Genomic DNA, 19,280 nt, shown 5'->3' with positions numbered 1-19,280 from the left:
TATAACATGAAACTTGTTTTCAAACAGCTATTATTTTCGCTAGGACTGGTTGCGGTTCTGGGCTTGCATTCTTGCGAAAAATTGACAGAAGTCAATATCAATCCAAATGAAGCGGTTACGACCCACCCACAAGCCTTACTGACCAAGGTAGAATGGGATGTTTTCCGTACTTGGCATGGAACAGCTCCCTTATATACACTAAAAATGATTGTGCAAACAGATGGTGAGAATGCCAATCAGATCTATAATTGGCAACGGGGTAGTTTCGAACAATATGGTCTGCTCCGAAACATCACTAAAATGACGGAAGAGGCAGATAAAATAGAAGCAAAGGAATATGTGGCTTTAGCAAAATTCTTTCGGGCTTACTACTTCTACAATTTAACCCTGACATTTGGAGATATTCCCTATACAGAAGCAGCTAAAGGAGAAAGTACTGCGATATATGCTCCAAAATACGATAGTCAGAAAGATGTTTTTGTAGGTGTTTTGAAAGAATTGGAGGAGGCTAATACCTTATTAAAGTTGAATTCCAATGCGATTACGGGTGATATCATCTATGGAGGGAATCGCGAAAAATGGTGTAAGTTGATCAATTCTTTTCGGTTAAAAGTACTCATGACACTTTCCAAAAAAATAGGCGATTTTCCATTGGATATCAAATCGGAGTTTGCTCAAGTTTTTTCCTCCGAGCCATTGATTTCGGATGTATCTGGAGGAGAAGATGGACAGCTAGTCTTTTTAGATCAAGATGGTAACCGTTATCCAGAATTTAATTCGAGTGGCTACGGATCGGGAATGTACATGGATTCTACTTTCATCCAACGCTTACAAGATCTGAAGGATCCACGTCTGTTTGTATTGGCAACACAAACGCGTGTTGGTAAAGAAGCAGGGAAGGCACTTAATGATTTTAGTTCGTATGAAGGTGGTGATCCGATTGTTCCTTATGTAGAAGTAAATGCAAAGGCTGTTTTGGGTAAGCTATCTAAGGTTCATGAGCGATTTACGAAATATCCTACTGGGGAGCCACTGGTTTTGCTTGGTCATGCTGAATTAAAATTTATTTTGGCAGAAGCGATTTTAAAAGGTTGGATAAATGGAGATCTTAAAAGTGTTTATAACGCAGGTATTCGATCATCATTTCTATTTTATCAAAAATATGCTAAAACAAAAGAGGAAAATTTAATTAAGTTTGTGGATGATCAAAGTCTTGAAGCCTATCTGATGCAAAATAAGGTCGCTATTGATGCGGTGGAAACAACCCAAAAAAAACTGGAACGTATTCTTATGCAAAAATACTTGAGATCTTTTCATCAAGGAGGATATTCGGCTTATTTTGATCATTTGAGAACTGGTTATCCGAGTTTTAGTAAAGCTGAGAATGTGAAAGTGGCTTACCGGTGGATGTATCCACAGGATGAATACAACAATAATACGGTAAATGTATCGGAAGCCATCAAAAATCAATTTGCTGGAAATGATAATATTAACCTACAAACCTGGTGGTTGAAATAATGGAATCGAGAAGACAATTTATTAAAAAAGCTTCGGTATTGGCTGGAGCTAGCGCGGCATTCAATTGTTTGCCTGCCTCTATTCAAAAAGCATTGGCTATTGAAGCGCCTGTTGGATCTACATTTTTGGATGCGGAACATATCGTATTCTTAATGCAGGAAAACCGCTCTTTTGACCACTGTTTTGGTACTTTACGTGGGGTTAGGGGATTTAACGATCCCAGAGCCCTAAAATTGCCCAATGGACTTCCTGTATGGGTTCAAGGCGATAAAAAAGGACAACATTTTGCGCCATTTCATTTGGATATTGTCAATAGCAAATCGACATGGATGGGTTCTCTGCCACATGGTTGGAGTGATATGGTTGCGGCACGTAATAATGGACGTATGGACAATTGGCTGGACGCTAAAAGTTCAGGAATAGCGGACTATAAGGCGATGCCACTGACGATGGGTTATTATAACCGGGCTGATATACCTTTCTACTATGCATTTGCAGATGCTTTTACCGTTTGCGATCAGCATTTCTGTTCTTCATTGACAGGGACGAGCGCCAATCGTTCTTATTTCTGGACGGGAACTATCCGGGAGAATCCTCACGATCCAGAGTCTACAGCACATGTTGATAATGATCAGCTTAATTATAAAGACTTGAGCTGGAAAACTTATCCAGAACGTTTGGAAGAGGCTGGTGTTTCCTGGAAAGTGTATCAAAATGAATTGAGTGTTGCTGTAGGATTTGAAGGAGAAGAAGAAGATTGGCTGGCTAACTTTACGGATAATAACCTGGAGTTTCATAAACAATATGGCGTACGGTACCATCCGGCTCATCGTACTTGGATGGAAAAGAGGGTCGTGCTGTTGGAAAAAGAACTCGCTCATGAAAAAGATGCGGTAAAAACAGCTAAGCTGACGAAACAGATCAACACCTTAAAGGAAGATCTAAATCGTTATTCGAAAGAGAACTTTGAGCAACAATCGGAGATGCTCAAAGCCATTCATCAAAAGGCTTTTACAACAAATATTGGAGATCCAAACTACCATCGGGTTGAAAAATTAGTTTACGAAGATGAGCATGGAAAACAAGAGGTTGACGTGCCTGCCGGGGATGTTTTTCATCAATTTCGTCAAGATGTCAAAGAGAAGAAATTACCTACGGTATCTTGGCTAGTGGCTCCCTGTCGTTTCTCCGATCATCCAGGCTCTCCTTGGTATGGAGCTTGGTATGTGTCGGAAGCACTGGATATTCTGACACAAGATCCCGAAGTATGGAAAAAGACGATCTTTATCTTGACGTATGATGAGAATGATGGCTATTTTGATCATGTCTCCCCATTTGTACCCCCTCAAAGCAATAATGCAGATACGGGTAGAATAGTCCCTGGAATACATACAGAAGAAGAGTATGTGAGTAAAGAGCAAGAACGGAAAAGGATTGGAAAACAAGATTCGGAACTTGAAAGTCCGATCGGTTTGGGATTCCGCGTTCCTTTGGTCATCGCTTCTCCTTGGTCTAAAGGTGGTTGGGTCAATTCTGAAGTATTTGATCATACTTCTTGCTTACAGTTTTTGGAGCAATTTCTACTTCAAAAAACAGGAAAAGAGGTTAAAGAAACGAATATCTCTGCTTGGAGAAGATTGGTGTGTGGTGACTTGACTTCCGCATTCCGTAAAGTGGAAGATGCTGCCTTTAAAGGACTGGAGCCTGTCAATCGGAATGCATACGTAACGCGTATTCATACGGCACGTGAAAAGAAATTGCCTGCGGACTTTATCCAGATTCCTTCAGCAGACATAACAGCTATAAAACAACAGGGTTTAACAGGTTCCTTCAAACCTGTGCAAGAAGAGGGAATTAAATCCGCTTGCGCGTTGCCGTATGTGCTGAACGTGAATGCGAAGCTAGATCAGCTAGATTTTAAGTTAGATTTTGAAGTGAAGCATCCTTTTTCTGCTTCTGCAAAAAAAATTGGAGTGCCTTTTCAGGTGATGGCGCATATGGGATATGGTGACATTTCTAATGGAAAGGTCTGGAATTTTACTGCCAAAGAAAACACTCCGTTGCAATATGAATGGAAACTAGATCAGGTAAAGGGTGATTTGATTCAATTGGATTTGCACGGGCCTAATGGTTTCTTTCGTGGATTTAAATTACACAAGTCAAGACCGCATGCTTTACATATCGAGCAAGACTCGAAAAAAGGATCTCAGGCGTTGCAGTTAGAAAAGCGGAACAAGGATTACAGTTATCAAGTTAAGGATCGGTCTTATGGACTTTTTGCATCTTTTACTTTGGATCGGACTTTCAATGGGTTTAAAACGCTTGATTTTTCAAAAAGCCATGGCTGGTATGATCTGGAAATTACCTGTCAGGAAGATCCTGATTTCTGCTTTGTTTTTGCAGGCCATATAGAAAATGGAATGCCAAGCAAAACGGATCCGTTAATGGGAAATGTAAGTCTTTGATGCTAGATCAGGATCAAAAGCGATCTAGTTGTCAAGAAAATTGATATTTTAAGGCGTAACTGAAAAAGTTACGCCTTTTTTGTTCATGACTTTGCTATTTGTGATTCATGAAATTCGGATGGGCTTAATCCAAATTGTTTCTGAAAGTTGCGTGAGAAATGGGTAGCAGAGCTGTAGCCAAGTAAATTGGATATCTCATATATTTTAAACTTTTTCTGGGTCAGCATTTCTGCCGCCTTCCGTAGTCGGGTGAGGTTGATTAACTCATTTGGTGATAGACTGGACACCACATTGATCTTCCTATAGAGTGTTGGCCTGCTCATACATAAGATATCAGCCATCCGATCAACATTAAATTTGGGATCGTCTAAATGATTTAAGATAATTTCATCTATTTTCTCCAGAAATTCTTGATCACTTTGATTGATGCCAATACTTTGAATTTGTGCCAATGGATTGTTGATGAAAAAATTTTTGACTTTGAGTCTGTTTTTTAAAAGACTGGTAATTTGAGCTTGTAGAAACGCAGGTGAAAAAGGTTTCTCGATATAAGCATCGGCTCCAAATTCAAGACCTTGTATTTTAGATTCTATACTGTTTTTTGCTGTCAATAGAATAACAGGAATATGGGAATAAGCAATATTCTCTTTAATACGCTGACAAAGTTCGTAACCATCCATTTCGGGCATCATGATATCACTGATGATTAAATCAAAAGTTTCGGATTCCAGTAGTTGCAAAGCTTCAATACCATTGTTGGTCGTCTGGACATGATAATATTCACACAAATCATCTGCAATAAATTCCAATAATTCCTGATGGTCGTCGACTAATAAGAGGTTCGCTTTTGCTTTCATGATGATAGATTTTCGCTTTGATTTAATGGTAGCATCAATATAAACGTATTGAAATGATCAGGAGCATAGATCAAAGTTCCTTGATGTTTCAAGGCTAACGTTTTGGTCAATGCCAGTCCTAAACCACTTCCCGGTATATTTTTGGTTTGTTTTGATCGATTAAATGGTTCAAAAATACGTTCCCTTTCTTCTTTAGGTATTAACGAACCATCATTTTTGATGCACAATATAAACATATTTTCTTTTCTATTTTCTTCTAAAATCACTTCAATATGCTGTTCTGAATATTTTAAAGCATTGTTGAGCAAATTGGAACAGATTTTTTCAAAAGCATCAGCATCGATTAATGCAATAATATTTTCTTGGATGTTGATACGTAATAATTTATGTTTAGCGAGTAAGGTGACCGAAAAATTATTGAGGATATTCTGCAAGATCTGACTCACATTTTCAGTTTCAAAATGTAGCTTGAATCCTTCTGCTTCTACCTTTCTGAAATCTAATAATTGATTGCTGAGTTCAATTAATTTTTCGGTGTTATTTTGCATGGTCAACAGCAATTTATCAATGGCTGGGTTTCGGTCTACTTTATCCATCAATTTTTCCAAAGGGGCCTTGATTAAAGTTAAAGGTGTTCTGATTTCATGGGCAACATCGGTGTAGAAATTTATCTTGGAACGATAGAGTTGTTGTTCTCTTAGATTCTGGATCGTCAAAATATGTTGTCTATTACGTTGTTTTATTTTTTCGTTGAAATGATGGATAATAAAAATAACTAGCCCTATTAAGATGATACTATAAATGATAAATGCTGAAATACTAGCCCAAATGGGTGGAAGAACCTGTATGGCTAAACTTTTGATCTGTGGAATGGCAATACCGTTTGGGTCTTCGGCTTTTACGATAAAAGTATATTTTCCAGGGGCTAATTTGGTGAAATATGCGCGATGATTACCTGTGATTTTAGTCCATTTTTCGTCCATTCCTTCCATTTTATAACTGTATTGTACGGAATGTGGTGCTTGATAATGTAGCGCTGCAAAATCTAAACTAAAGGATGATTCATCGTGCTTGAGTTGAATGTGATCGGTAAATAGAATGGATTTTTTCAGAATGGTAGAATCGTTGATCTGATTCACCTCTCGATTATTAACAGTTAAATTGGTAATAAAAATAGGAGTGGTCGAACTATAATGGATTTGATTTAATTTTTCAGGTTTAAAACGTATCAATCCATTGATCGTACCAAAATAGAAGTATCCATTTTTATCATCAAAAGAGGAGTTGTAGTTAAATTGAAGTGTGGATAAGCCAGATTCCATATTGAAAACACGTAATTGGTTAGTTTGAGGATTGTATTTAACCAATCCCTTGGAAGTGGCTGCCCAAATATTTTTTTCCTTATCCTCCAAAAAAGATAGGATCACATTACTGGGCATACCATCTTTCATACTGATGCAATCGAATCCATTTTTATTGACTTGTTTTCGAACCATTCCTCCTTCTGTGGCGATCCATAGCTGTTTTTTTGAATCTTCAAATAGGCTATTGATGCGATTATTGGGTAAGGAATGGTCGTCATTTGATTGCTGGGTATAGTGTTTAAAGTATTGACTCTTTGGGTTGTAGCAAAATAATCCATCACGCCAGGTTCCTATCCATAAATTACCTTGTGAGTCCTCCAAAATGGTTGTATAAAAAATATAGATGGGTACATTTTTGATCAGATAAAATTGCTTTGACTTCGGATCAAATCGGTAGAGACCTCGAGTCGACCCAGCAAAGATATCGCCATTGCGAGTTTGGTACAGGTAGAAAATAAAATTGCTTTCTAATTCGGAATCTCGATAACTGTTTCTATCCAAATGCTGGATAACCTTTTCTTTTTTTAGATCAAAAATATCAAGCCCATTGACAAATGTACTGACCAGCAATTTATCGCCAACGGGTAGTACACCATGAATATTATTATTGGCGAGCGAACTATTTTGACTTGTAAAGTTTTGAATTTTATTGGTAGAAAGATCCCATTTAGCCAATCCGCCATTTTCTGTTCCGATCCAAATATGACCTTCTTGGTCTTTTTTTATGGCTCTTACAACAGATCCTTGTAAACTAGAAGAATCGCCAGGTAAGATTTTTTCGATAATGCTATTGTGCGCATGGTAATAATTAAGTCCACCGAAATAGGTACCTAACCAGATACCTTTATCCTTATCCTGTAAGATATTGTAGATTGCATTATCTGAAATTCCCCAAGGATTATTTTTTTCTTTATGTAAATGGATATACGTGTTATTCGCAATTCGATAAATAAATAAACCCGATTCTGTCGCAAACCAGTATTCTTGATCATTGGGTTGAATAATATCTCGGACGTATAAAAATTGTTTCAATTGCTTTTGTCCTAAGATAGAGGTAAGGGTGTGGGTAGCTGGTTTGTATGTAAAGACTCCTGCTTTTGATGTGCCTATTAATAATTCTCCTTGTCGTGTCTCTACTATTTTTTCAATACTATACCAATCTTTTTTTCCAAACGTTTTCGTGAAATCGAGTAATAAGGTTACCTTGTTGTTGTCGCAAACCGTATATATTGTGCCTTCAGGGGTACCAAAATAAATTACTCCAGCGCGCGTAGTATTGATGGAAGTGACATAGTATTCCGATTTGGTGATCTGCGTTGTTTCTTTATTATCTATATTATATACATAGAGAGCACCATTGGAAATAAACCAGAGTTTATGCTTATTATCCGCTATAATAACAGGGACCTCTGTACCTCTAAATTTTTCACTCAGTAAACGGAATTTTTCATGAATGGGATCATAGGAATAAATACCTTGGTCGGTACCTATCCACATGTGTTTCTGATAATCCTCTCTTAAAGATATGATCGAATTGCTTCCGAGACTATTTTTATCTTGATGTGATGAGGTAAAGAGTTTGAAATTATTGCCATCAAATCTGTTTAATCCATCCTTGGTACCAAACCATAAGAAGCCATAACTATCTTGCATACTACAAATGACCGCATTGTTGGATAACCCCTCATTGATTTGATAATGATTGAAATAATAAGGTTGGGCATAAGAGTTGAGGGACAGGAAGAAACAAGCCAAATAAAGGAGCAATGATTTAAATTTTATCATGTTTATTGGTTATTGATACAAAATAGCGAAATTATGAAACAATTTCGATCATCAATGTTTTGAAAATTTAGGATTTTAGCATTTGTGCTATTGATAGGTAAAAATAGAAAATAAAACAGAACTTCTCATGTACATCTGATCTCTTTTGTTGAAATACAGCAATTGTCGAACGACAAAGGCCAAAATAAGAGACATAAAAAAGGATAGTTATAAACCGATTTAAATTATATAAGGATGAATAGAAAAATGAAATGGATAGGTCTGGCAAGTACTTTTGCCGTTCTAATGGCGTGTCAACAACCCAATGCATCAAAAAATAGTGATGAAAATTCGCCAACGACGCAAATGGATAGTTCCTCTTTTGCAGGAAAAGTCAATAATATGGATGTTCATCTGTATGAATTGAAAAATAAAAATGGGATGAAAGCCTATTTCACCAATTTTGGGGCAAGGATTGTAGGATTATGGGTGCCTGATCAAGAAGGTAACTTACGTGACGTGGTGCTGGGATTTGCAAAAGGAGCAGATTACAATAATCCAAAGGAACCTTTTTTTGGAACAATTGTCGGCCCTTTTGGTAACCGTATTGCAAAAGGTAAATTCAAAATAGATGGACAAACGTATAAACTTGCTATTAACAATGGTGTGAATACGTTGCATGGTGGATTTAAAGGTGTACATTTTGCCAACTGGTCCGTGAAATCTGCAAATGATTCAGCCATTACTTTCTCTTATACATTACCTGATGGTGCGGAAGGTTTTCCTGGCAATATTGCGATGGAAGTTACTTATTCCTTAAATGATCAAAACGAGTTGACAATTGCTTATCAAGCACAATCTGATAAAAAAACAGTTATCAATCTGACCAACCACGCTTACTTTAATCTGAACGGGGAAGGTAGTGGAACAGTTTTAGATCATCAATTGCAATTATTTGCGGATCAATTTACCCCAGTGGATAGCACATTGATTCCAACAGGGGAATTAGCATCGGTAAAAGGGACGGCCTTTGATTTTACAGTAGCGAAAACGATTGGAAAAGATATCAATGCGAATGATCAACAACTTTTTTATGGAAAAGGATATGATCATAATTTTGTATTGAACAAATCGACAGATGGGGAATGGCACAAGGCAGCCCTTGTTGTTGGAGACAAGTCGGGTATCGAAATGGAAATTTGGACACAGGAACCAGGAATTCAGTTCTATAGCGGTAATTTTATGAATGAGCAGGTACAGTTGAAGAATGGTAAAAAAGATTCATTTCGTACAGCATTTTGCCTAGAACCGCAACATTTTCCAGATTCACCCAATCAACCTAGTTTTCCGTCTACGCTGTTAACTCCAGGGCAGATTTATAAAACGAAATCTTTGTATCGGTTTTCAACAAAGTAATCGATCATTTAAATAGTTATTATAGGATAAAGCGCAGCTTCAGATTGGAAGCTGCGCTTTTTTATTTAAGGAAAATTAAAACGGTTTAGCTTGTTAACATGAAATGATACAAATAAGCAGATTATTGAGAAAATTCGAAAGTCTGAGGTTGGAGTTATCAGCTAAATTTGGATAACCAATAATAAAACTAAATACACTAGATATGCTTAAAGATTTTAAATGTCTGCCACTATCTATTACTATGTTCTGTACTGCCAGTTGTTTTTTGCCAACAGCCTCTGGATTGACATTGTCTCGTTCAACATCTAATGTTGAGTTCCGATTGCAGAAATCCATTAATGGAACAGTAAAAGATAAAGATGGAACACCTATCGGTAGCGTTACGATTTCAGTGAAATCTAATCCTAAAGTCGCAACCTCGACCAATGATCTTGGTCAGTTCAATCTGCCGAATACCAATACAGGTGAAATACTAATTATTAAATCCGTTGGTTATGTGACGCAAGAAGTAGCCGCAACATCCAATCTTCAAATCGTATTACAAACCAACGAGTCTCAGATTGACGAAGTTGTTGTCGTGGGTTACGGAACACAAAAGAAGGAATCGATAACAGGAGCTATTTCTGCTGTTTCTTCTCAAGATCTTTCTAGATCAGTCGCCACTACCACATCTGGTGCTTTGGTTGGAAAGATTGCGGGGGTAAATAGTCGGATGTCCGACGGTCGTCCTGGCGCTTCTACGGGTATAAACATTCGGAACATGGGAACACCTCTTTATGTTATTGATGGCGTTCAAAAAGACGAGGGACAATTTAATAATCTTGATTTTAATGATATTGAATCGGTTTCCGTATTGAAGGATGCCTCGGCAGCAATTTATGGTGTTCGTGCTGCGAATGGTGTGGTTGTGGTAACCACTAAAAAAGGAAAAAGAGGAGATAATAATACGTTTAGCCTCAACTCTTATTATGGTTGGCAAAATATGTTTCGTTTTCCTAAACCCGCTGATGCCAGTACCTATATCAAGAGTTATATCCAATCGGATGCTATTCTGGGCGTACAAGATCCTAAATATACTTTAGATGATCTAGCAAAATGGGAACAAGGTACAGAAAAAGGATATAGGCCTTTTGATTGGTACGACTATATTCTTAAGACCAGTCCGCAAACCTATTTTTCGGGTAGTGTAAGTGGTGGTTCGGAGAAAATCAATTACTATATAAGTGCTGGGCATCTGGATCAAAAATCCATTATTCAGAATTATGGAGGTTTTAACCGGACGAATGTACAAATGAATATTGATGCTAATGTTTCCAAAAAATTAAAAATTGGAGCGAACTTAAATGGCCGAATTGAAAAAAGGCAACAACCAGGTGTTCCTGGAGCTGATGATACTTGGCAGGCTTTGTTTGCGATCTATCGAAACTTACCTACTGCTCGTCCTTTTGCGAATGACAACCCGCTCTATCCGACGCAAACTGCTGCTAATACGGAAACTAATTTTGCGATGTTGAATTATGATCTTTCGGGAGAGTATAAAGAGACCTGGCGCGTGATGCAATTAAATTTTAATGCGGAGTATAAGATAACGAATGATTTGGTTGCGAAAGGTACAGTTGGTTATTATTTGGCGAACAAATGGATGGACAATCAGGAATTTACGTATAAATTATATAAGTATGATGAACCGACAGATACTTATCCAGTCATGTTTAGCATGGATAATCCTTGGCGCGAACGTTCTATTACGCAAGTGGAGGAATTGTCTACCCAGTTTACATTAAACTACAATAAGCGCTTTGGCAAACACGGAATTAATGCCGTGCTGGCAGCAGAATCGATCAAAAGAGATAACCCTGATATTTATGTACACGATCGTCCAGCATCTAATGCTTTGAGCTTAATTTATTTTCAAACGATGGATACCTATAATGATACAGGAATCAATACACAAGCAAGAGCGGGTTTTGCTGGACGAGTAAATTATGACTACGATCAAAAATACCTGTTGGAATTATCTTCTCGTTATGATGGATCTTGGAAATTTGCTCCAGGTAGCCGATGGGGATTTTTTCCTTCTGTTTCTGCAGGATGGCGTATTTCCAGTGAAAAATTCTGGGAGGATAATTTGAAAACGGTATTCGATGATCTTAAGTTAAGAGCTTCTTACGGTGTTCTAGGAGATGATAATTTGGATGCGTGGGGATATAATGCTTTTGGGTATTTAAGTGGTTATACCTATAAAACTGGAGGATCTACGATCGATGGTAAATATGTCATTGGTACACAACCAAGAGGACTTCCTGTAACCACTCTATCATGGATCGAAGCGCATATGATGAATGTGGGTATGGATTTCAGCACATTGGGTGGAAGATTATCAGGTAGTCTTGATTTCTTCGAACGTAAACGTAAAGGTTTACCAGCTTCAAGAAATGATATCTTGATCCCGAATGAAGTGGGATTTGGCCTGCCTTATGAAAATCTGAATTCGGATATCCACAGAGGTTTTGATGGTTCTATCATGTGGCGAAGCAAAATCAGTGATCTAAGCTATTTTGTCGGAGGTAATTTTACTTTCGCAAGGCAAATAGATGGAGAACAATATAAACCTCGTTTCGGTAACTCATGGGATCAATACCGCAATTCCATCTATGATCGGTATGCCTTTTTAAATTGGGGGTTACATGCCACAGGACAGTTTCAATCGTGGGAAGAAATTGCCAATTATGATGTAGACAATGATAGACAAGGGAATACAACCTTAAGACCTGGAGACATCAAATATGACGATATAAATGGTGATAAAGTGATCAATGACTTAGATGCTCGTCCTATCGGATATCGTCAAGGAGGACTTCCTTATTTTAACTACGCCCTGAATCTTGGAGCACAATATAAAGGTTTCGATTTGGCGATGGATTTTACAGGAGCTTCATTTGCGTCTTATCGAGCCAACTATGAAGGTATGTTGCCTTTTCATGATGGCGGTAACAATGCGCAATACTATATGGAAGATCAATGGATGTTGAGTGATATCACGGATCCCAATAGTACATTGATTCCAGGTAAATATCCAACGTTAATTCGTGGACATCAAGATCACAGTAATTATTGGCATAGTGATTTTTGGTTAAAAAATGTCAATTATTTGAAACTGAGGAATCTGCAGTTCGGTTACACCTTGCCCGATAGATGGATGAAACCTGCAGGTATTCAACGTTTAAGAATCTATACGATGATGCAAAATCTATTTAGTATAGACAATTTAGGGGAAATGAAAATTGATCCAGAAATCACGAGTGATTCAGGTATTCAATATCCCACCAATCGAGTTATTAACTTAGGTGTCAACTTAACTTTCTAAGGCATATGCTTAGTAAAAAAATAACAATAGTAGCAGCATGTCTACTATGGACTTTTTCGAGCTGCGAAAAATTTTTGGATCGCGAATCGCAATCCATTTTTACAGATGATCAAATTTTCACCGATCAGAATATGGTGAAATCTGTGCTGGCAAATTATTATGGACGTATCAGCTGGGGTCAGCATTTTGGCGATAATGGTTCTTTTGCCATGTTGGACGAAGCAGGGTTTTCAAGTGGTTCACCCAATAATATGCAAGAGTTTCCGAATGATTTTTGGCGTATGTACGACTATGGATTAATTCGAAATCTCAATCAGTTTATTGCAGGTATTCGCAGTTCTTCACTGGAAGAATCGAATAAGAAAAGTATAGAGGGGGAAGCGCGTTTTATTCGTGCTTGGACTTATTTCAATATGATAAAACGTTTGGGTGGAGTTCCAATAGTAGGAGATAAGGTGTATACGTATGAAGGGGCTATGGATCCTGCAGAGTTGCAATTACCACGATCGACAGAAGCAGTAAGTTATGATTATGTCATTAGTGAATGTACAGAAGCAGCACAAATGCTAGGTACGGATAAAACAATCAATTCGGCAAGGGCAAACAAATGGACGGCCTTGGCTTTGAAAGCCAGAGCAAGTTTATACGCGGCATCAATTGCAAAATTTAATTATAAAACTCCAGATGTTGTGACTGCTAGTGGTGAAGTCGGGATACCAGTAGGAGAGGCCAATAAATATTATCAAATAGCTTATGAAACGGCGCTGGACATCGTTAACAACAGTCCATATGCACTCTATAATGCAAATCCGGATAAGGGAAAGAATTTCTATTTGGCCGTGACTTCCAAATCAAGTAATGAGGTGATCTGGGCTAAAGATTATGCTTATCCAGGCGAAACACACAGTTTCAGTAACAATAATATTGCTTCATCAGTTCGAGGTGATATTGATGCTAATTTTGTCACTCCTGTCTTGAATCTGGTAGAAGATTTTGAATATACAGATAATCGGAACGGCGAATTAAAAACAAAGGATGCTGCTGGTAATTATATTTATTATACCAATCCAGAAGATATTTTTGCGAATAAAGATGCACGCCTTTTTGGAACAGTGATTTATTCAGGAGCTGATTTTGCAGGTACAAAAATTACCTATCAGGCTGGAGTACGTTATCTGGAAAATGGACAATGGAAAACAATCACTGCTTCTCCTGGGAAATCAGATGCTAAATATGGTGGATTAATTACCAGTAACGATGGACCAACGACTTCCAATGATCAATATGTGAATAAGACTGGTTTTAACATTCGGAAGTTTATTGATGAAAATAAAGATGCGTCTACTCGGGGTAGAGGTAGCGATATCTGGTTCGTCCGATTCCGTTATGCTGAATTTTTATTGATCGCAGCCGAGGCAGGATTAGAGTTAGGAAAGCCACAGCCTGAATTGCTAGGATATGTCAACCAATTGCGTGATCGGGGTGGAATACAAAAACTAACAACACTTACTTTGAATGATATTGTTCGAGAGCGAAGAGTCGAATTTGCATTTGAAGATCACCGTTTTTGGGATCTGAAAAGATGGCGTATCGCACATGAGATATGGAATGGCAATGCCGATAACGCAAAAGCAGTACACTATGTATTGTTTCCATATAAAATCTATGCACCTGGTGATCCAAATAATGGCAAATGGATATTTGATAAACAAAAAGCCAGTCATACGTTATATCCGCGTAATTTCAAATTCCAAAATTATTATAATTTCATTGATCAAAGCTGGATCAACAATAATCCAAAATTGAACCGTAACCCTTACCAATAAAAGCTATGAGAATATATGTTAAAAGGATAATAATCGCATGCTGTTCTTTCCTTGTATTAGGGAGCTGCGGTAAAGATAATTATGACGCGCCAGGTAGTACGTTAAGCGGAAAGGTTAGCTATCAAGGTAAGCCTATTGGTGTACGTGGATCTAATCAGTCTGTTTATTTACAGCTATGGCAAGATGGTTTTCAGTTTCGTTCGGCAATCAACGTGTATTTGACACAAGATGGTTCTTTTTCCGCTCAATTGTTTGATGGTACTTATAAAATGGTCAGTACCTCTGGGAATGGCCCTTGGGGTGGCACTCGGGATACTTTGTTAGTCGAGGTGAAAGGTAATACATCGATTGATTATAGTGTAAAACCCTATTATACATTGAGTAACATCAACTATCAAGTGGAGGGCAACCTATTGAAGGCTTCTTTTGATATCGAAACAATTGATAATAGTCGAGGAATAGATGGAGTTGTATTACTTGTTAATGATACCAAATTTGTTGATCTAGGGCAATATGCGGCAAAAATTGAAAAAAATGATGTGACGACCTCTCATGTTGAGTTAGCACTGGACGTTAAGGACGTCTTAGATAAAGGAACTGCTGTTTATGGACGTGTGGGATTAAGAATCTCCGGAATAACAGAAGCCATTTACGATAGTGCTCTTTACAAATTGAAATAAACATTATGATAAAAGCATTAGGATTTTTAGTTTGTTCTGTTAGTATTTGGAGCTCTACTGTTGCACAGACAGCTGCTATTGTAACTGTTGATCAGTTGCCTATGGATGCTAAAAATGTCAATTACATTAATAATCGGTTGCCACTGAAACAAAATGCTTTACTCAAAATTCCAATTGGTAGCATTGTGCCTGATGGATGGTTGGGTAAATATTTGGAATTGCAAAAAGAGGGCCTGACTGGGCATCTTGGAGAGATTAGTGCTTGGCTTTCTAAGAAAAATAATGCTTGGTTGAGTACAGATGGTAAAGGTGATTTTGGATGGGAAGAGGTGCCTTATTGGTTAAAAGGATACGCACATTTGGGCTATATCCTAAAGGATCCAAAAATCTTGGCAGAGTCAAAGATTTGGTTGGAAGCAGCATTAAAAAGTCAACGACCAGATGGGTATTTTGGACCCTTGATTTTGAGAAACAATAAACCTGATTTGTGGGGAAATATGATCATGCTTTGGTGCTTACAATCGTACTATGAATATAGCACTGATCCTCGTGTATTGGACTTGATGTCCAACTATTTTAAATGGCAATTGAAACTTCCTGATAGTTTTTTCTTACAGGATTATTGGGAAAATAGTCGTGGCGGTGATAATTTATTATCTGTATATTGGTTATACAATCGAACCAAAGATAATGCATGGTTAATGGAATTGGCAGATAAAATACATCGAAACACAGCGAATTGGGAACAAACAAATGATTTGCCCAATTGGCATAATGTAAATATTGCGCAATGTTTTAGAGAACCAGCGACTTATTATCTGAAAAGTCAATCGGCAACAGACCTGAAAGCTACTTATGATAACTTTCATTTTGTAAGACAAGTCTTTGGACAGGTTCCTGGGGGTATGTTTGGGGCAGATGAAAATGCGCGACCTGGTTACACAGATCCTAGACAGGGGGTTGAAACTTGTGGTATGGTGGAACAGATGGCCTCAAATGAAATACTGTTGGGAATTACAGGTGATCCGTTTTGGGCTGACCATGCCGAAGAGGTCGCTTTTAATACTTATCCAGCTGCAGTTACCGCAGACTTCCGAGCTTTGCGTTATATTACCAGTCCGAATATGAGTATTAGTGATAGCCATAATCATGCCCCTGGCATTGACAATAACGGACCTTTTCTGATGATGAATCCATTCAGTTCGAGGTGTTGTCAACATAACCATAGTCAAGGATGGCCTTATTATGCTGAACATCTCTACATGGCGACGAATGATAATGGTATAGCTGCTGTGCTCTACGCAGCATCTCATGCTTCCTTAAAAGTTGGCAATAATCAAACTGTCAATATCCAGCAGGAAACCAATTATCCGTTTGAGGAAGCGATTACATTTAAAATAAGTATTGCTTCTGAACAGGTGAATTTTCCATTTTATTTGCGTATCCCAGCATGGGCTCAACAAGTACAAGTGAAGGTTAATGGTAAGGCGACAGATATTGCAAACAATGGGAAATATGTTAAAATAGCACGTAACTGGAAAAATGGAGATCGGGTAGAGTTGTCTTTGCCAATGACAATCGAATTGAAACAATGGACAGCAAATAAAAACTCAGTAAGTATCAATCGGGGACCCTTAACCTATGCGTTAAAAATAAAAGAAAACTATGTACAAAAAGATAGTAAAGCCTCGGCAATAGGGGATTCTAAATGGCAGGAATCTGCTGATCCTACAAAATGGCCTTCTTTTGAGATTCTTCCTGCCAGTGATTGGAATTATGGCCTTTTAGAGGAGCAGCTGACTGATCTGAAACAATTGAAGGTGGTCAAAAGAGCTTGGCCGAAAGATTCCTTTCCCTTTGAAGCAAATGCAGTTCCGATCTCCATAATGGCTAAGGCAAAGAAGATAGCAGGATGGAAGATTGATGAAAATGGATTGACAGCTGTATTGCCTGTTAGTCCAGTCATAACGGAAACTCCTGTACAAGAAGTTGAATTGATTCCTATGGGAGCAGCACGATTAAGGATCGCAGCTTTCCCTACCGTAAAATAATGATATAGATAAAGATTTTTAATGATTAAAACGTTTTTTATGATGAAGAAGACCTTATTATTAGCCAGTTTGTTGGTGGCCGTACAAATGAATTTTGCTCAAGATTGGAAACCTGCAGGTTCGCATATTTTAACTCCATGGGGAGAAAAAGTAAATGCTGAAAAACCGCATCCAGAATATCCTAGACCACAATTGGTACGTGCAAACAATTGGCAAAATCTAAATGGCCTTTGGAAATATGCCATCACCAATGTTTCTACAAAAGAAATACCTACACAGTGGGATGGCCGTATATTGGTTCCTTTTGCTGTTGAATCGGCCTTGTCCGGTGTGGGAAAAGAAGTAGGTAAGGATAAAGCACTTTGGTATAGCAACAGCATCACGCTCAATAAAGCTGTGCAAAAAAATAAGGTTTTACTACATTTTGGAGCTGTAGATTGGCAATGTGACGTATTCGTTAATCAGCAACTGGTAGGAAGACATGAAGGAGGGTTTGATCCATTTTCGATGGATATATCGACATTCTTGAAGAAGGGAAACAAACAGGAGATTGCTATACGGGTATGGGACCCGACGGATGAGGGACCTCAGCCTCGTGGAAAGCAAGTCAATCATCCCAATGGAATATGGTATACACCAGTAACAGGGATGTGGCAAACCGTATGGCTAGAGAGCGTACCGCAAAGTTATATTGCCAGTACCAAACAAACACCTCAACTGGATGCAGGTAGTCTAACTTTTCAAGCTTTGGTAACAGGTAGTCAAACAGGAGATCAGATCAAGGTAAAAGCATTAGATGGTGCTAAGGTGCTGCAAGAGCAATCTGGTGAACCAAATACTGCATTTGAAGTAGCGATACCAAATGCAGAACCCTGGTCTCCTTCTCACCCAAAATTGTACGATCTAGAAGTTCAGTTGATTCGTAAAGGTAAAGTGATCGATCAGGCAAAGAGTTATTTTGCTATGCGTAAAATCTCGATGCAAAAGGATCAAGACGGTATTCAACGGTTGATGTTAAATAACAAGTTTACGTTCCAATTTGGTCCTTTGGATCAAGGTTGGTGGCCTGATGGTCTACATACAGCACCTTCAGATGAAGCATTAAAATTTGATATTATCAAAACCAAAGAAATGGGTTTTAATATGATCCGGAAGCATATTAAGGTGGAACCTGCTCGTTGGTACCGCTATTGCGATAGCATAGGTATGTTGGTATGGCAAGATATGCCAAGTGGTGATCTGGGTGGAAATCATTGGGACATGCAACCTGGAAAAATATCAGGAGGTAATCGTGACAAGGAGCGCTCAGCCATTTCAGAAGAGTATTACAGAAGGGAATGGAAGTCGATCATGGAAGTGTTGCATAATTTTCCAAGTATCGTGATATGGGTTCCGTTTAACGAAGCTTGGGGACAGTTTAAAACCAAAGAAATAACGGAATGGACGATGGCAAATGATCCTTCTCGTTTGGTGAATAGTGCCAGCGGTGGTAATTTTATGGAAACTGGACATATTTTAGATATTCATAATTATCCTGATGCGGCTATGCCTGATCCTTCTTTGTTTGGCGCAAATCAAGTATTAGCATTAGGTGAATTTGGTGGCCTTGGGCTTCCTGTAGATGGTCATTCTTGGCAGCAGAAAGATAATTGGGGTTATCAAAGTTTCAAAAATAAAACGGAACTATTGGATCGTTATAAAAGATTGATCCATGATCTAAACAGGTTGATTCCATTTGGTCTATCTGCTGCTGTATATACCCAAACAACGGACGTAGAGGTAGAAACAAATGGATTGATGACTTATGATCGTAAAGTTGTAAAAATGCCTGAAAGTGAATTAAACACACTGCACCAGGCTTTGTATGCTGTTCCTGTTAAGTAACAAATCGAATGCGTGCTTTATAGATCTTTCATTTTTCTATAAAGCACACATCTTTATCTCAACGCTCGTGACCTAACCCTTATTTGTA

At 38.1% G+C, this 19,280-nt stretch carries 10 protein-coding genes; 8 read left to right on the top strand and 2 right to left on the bottom strand.

Annotated features, from left to right (window positions below; translation table 11 throughout):
* Nucleotides 1-6 precede the first annotated feature (6 nt).
* Both LZQ00_RS10680 and LZQ00_RS10675 read left to right on the top strand, forming a co-directional pair.
* On the top strand, nt 7-1,518 hold the full coding sequence (locus LZQ00_RS10680; protein ID WP_234509271.1) for a SusD/RagB family nutrient-binding outer membrane lipoprotein: 1,512 nt from the start codon (nt 7-9) through the stop codon (nt 1,516-1,518).
* Nucleotides 1,518-3,983 (top strand): phosphocholine-specific phospholipase C, encoded by a 2,466-nt coding sequence (locus LZQ00_RS10675; protein ID WP_234509270.1) that lies wholly within the window; start codon nt 1,518-1,520, stop codon nt 3,981-3,983. The genes LZQ00_RS10680 and LZQ00_RS10675 overlap by 1 nt, the downstream gene beginning before the upstream one ends.
* 83 nt (nt 3,984-4,066) lie before the next feature.
* On the opposite strand, the gene LZQ00_RS10670 is transcribed toward LZQ00_RS10675, so the two are convergent.
* Together LZQ00_RS10670 and LZQ00_RS10665 are read right to left on the bottom strand one after the other, a co-directional pair.
* Nucleotides 4,067-4,840 (bottom strand): response regulator, encoded by a 774-nt coding sequence (locus tag LZQ00_RS10670; protein ID WP_234509269.1) that lies wholly within the window; start codon nt 4,838-4,840, stop codon nt 4,067-4,069.
* Nucleotides 4,837-7,989: a two-component regulator propeller domain-containing protein gene (locus LZQ00_RS10665; RefSeq protein WP_234509268.1), complete on the bottom strand. Its 3,153-nt coding sequence runs from the start codon at nt 7,987-7,989 to the stop codon at nt 4,837-4,839. The genes LZQ00_RS10670 and LZQ00_RS10665 overlap by 4 nt, the downstream gene beginning before the upstream one ends.
* Nucleotides 7,990-8,223: 234 nt before the next feature.
* Between LZQ00_RS10665 and LZQ00_RS10660 the strand changes: the two genes are divergently transcribed.
* The 6 genes from LZQ00_RS10660 to LZQ00_RS10635 all read left to right on the top strand — a co-directional run bounded on the left by LZQ00_RS10660 (nt 8,224) and on the right by LZQ00_RS10635 (nt 19,192).
* A complete protein-coding gene (locus LZQ00_RS10660; protein WP_234509267.1) occupies nt 8,224-9,384 on the top strand; it encodes an aldose epimerase family protein in 1,161 nt (386 codons plus the stop codon).
* A 202-nt stretch (nt 9,385-9,586) separates the two neighbouring features.
* Nucleotides 9,587-12,751: a SusC/RagA family TonB-linked outer membrane protein gene (locus LZQ00_RS10655; protein WP_234509266.1), complete on the top strand. Its 3,165-nt coding sequence runs from the start codon at nt 9,587-9,589 to the stop codon at nt 12,749-12,751.
* A gap of 5 nt (nt 12,752-12,756) precedes the next feature.
* Nucleotides 12,757-14,577 (top strand): RagB/SusD family nutrient uptake outer membrane protein, encoded by a 1,821-nt coding sequence (locus LZQ00_RS10650; RefSeq protein WP_234509265.1) that lies wholly within the window; start codon nt 12,757-12,759, stop codon nt 14,575-14,577.
* Nucleotides 14,578-14,582: 5 nt separating this feature from the next.
* On the top strand, nt 14,583-15,257 hold the full coding sequence (locus LZQ00_RS10645; protein WP_234509264.1) for a DUF3823 domain-containing protein: 675 nt from the start codon (nt 14,583-14,585) through the stop codon (nt 15,255-15,257).
* Between the two features lie 5 nt (nt 15,258-15,262).
* A complete protein-coding gene (locus LZQ00_RS10640) occupies nt 15,263-17,308 on the top strand; it encodes a beta-L-arabinofuranosidase domain-containing protein (protein ID WP_234509263.1) in 2,046 nt (681 codons plus the stop codon).
* A 39-nt stretch (nt 17,309-17,347) separates the two neighbouring features.
* Nucleotides 17,348-19,192: a glycoside hydrolase family 2 protein gene (locus LZQ00_RS10635; RefSeq protein WP_234509262.1), complete on the top strand. Its 1,845-nt coding sequence runs from the start codon at nt 17,348-17,350 to the stop codon at nt 19,190-19,192.
* Nucleotides 19,193-19,280: the final 88 nt, after the last annotated feature.

This window comes from Sphingobacterium sp. SRCM116780 (assembly GCF_021442025.1).
In the GTDB taxonomy this organism is placed as follows: Bacteria; Bacteroidota; Bacteroidia; order Sphingobacteriales; family Sphingobacteriaceae; genus Sphingobacterium.
Note: the sequence above shows the minus strand (reverse complement) of the source record. Positions and strands in the feature narration are given on the sequence as shown.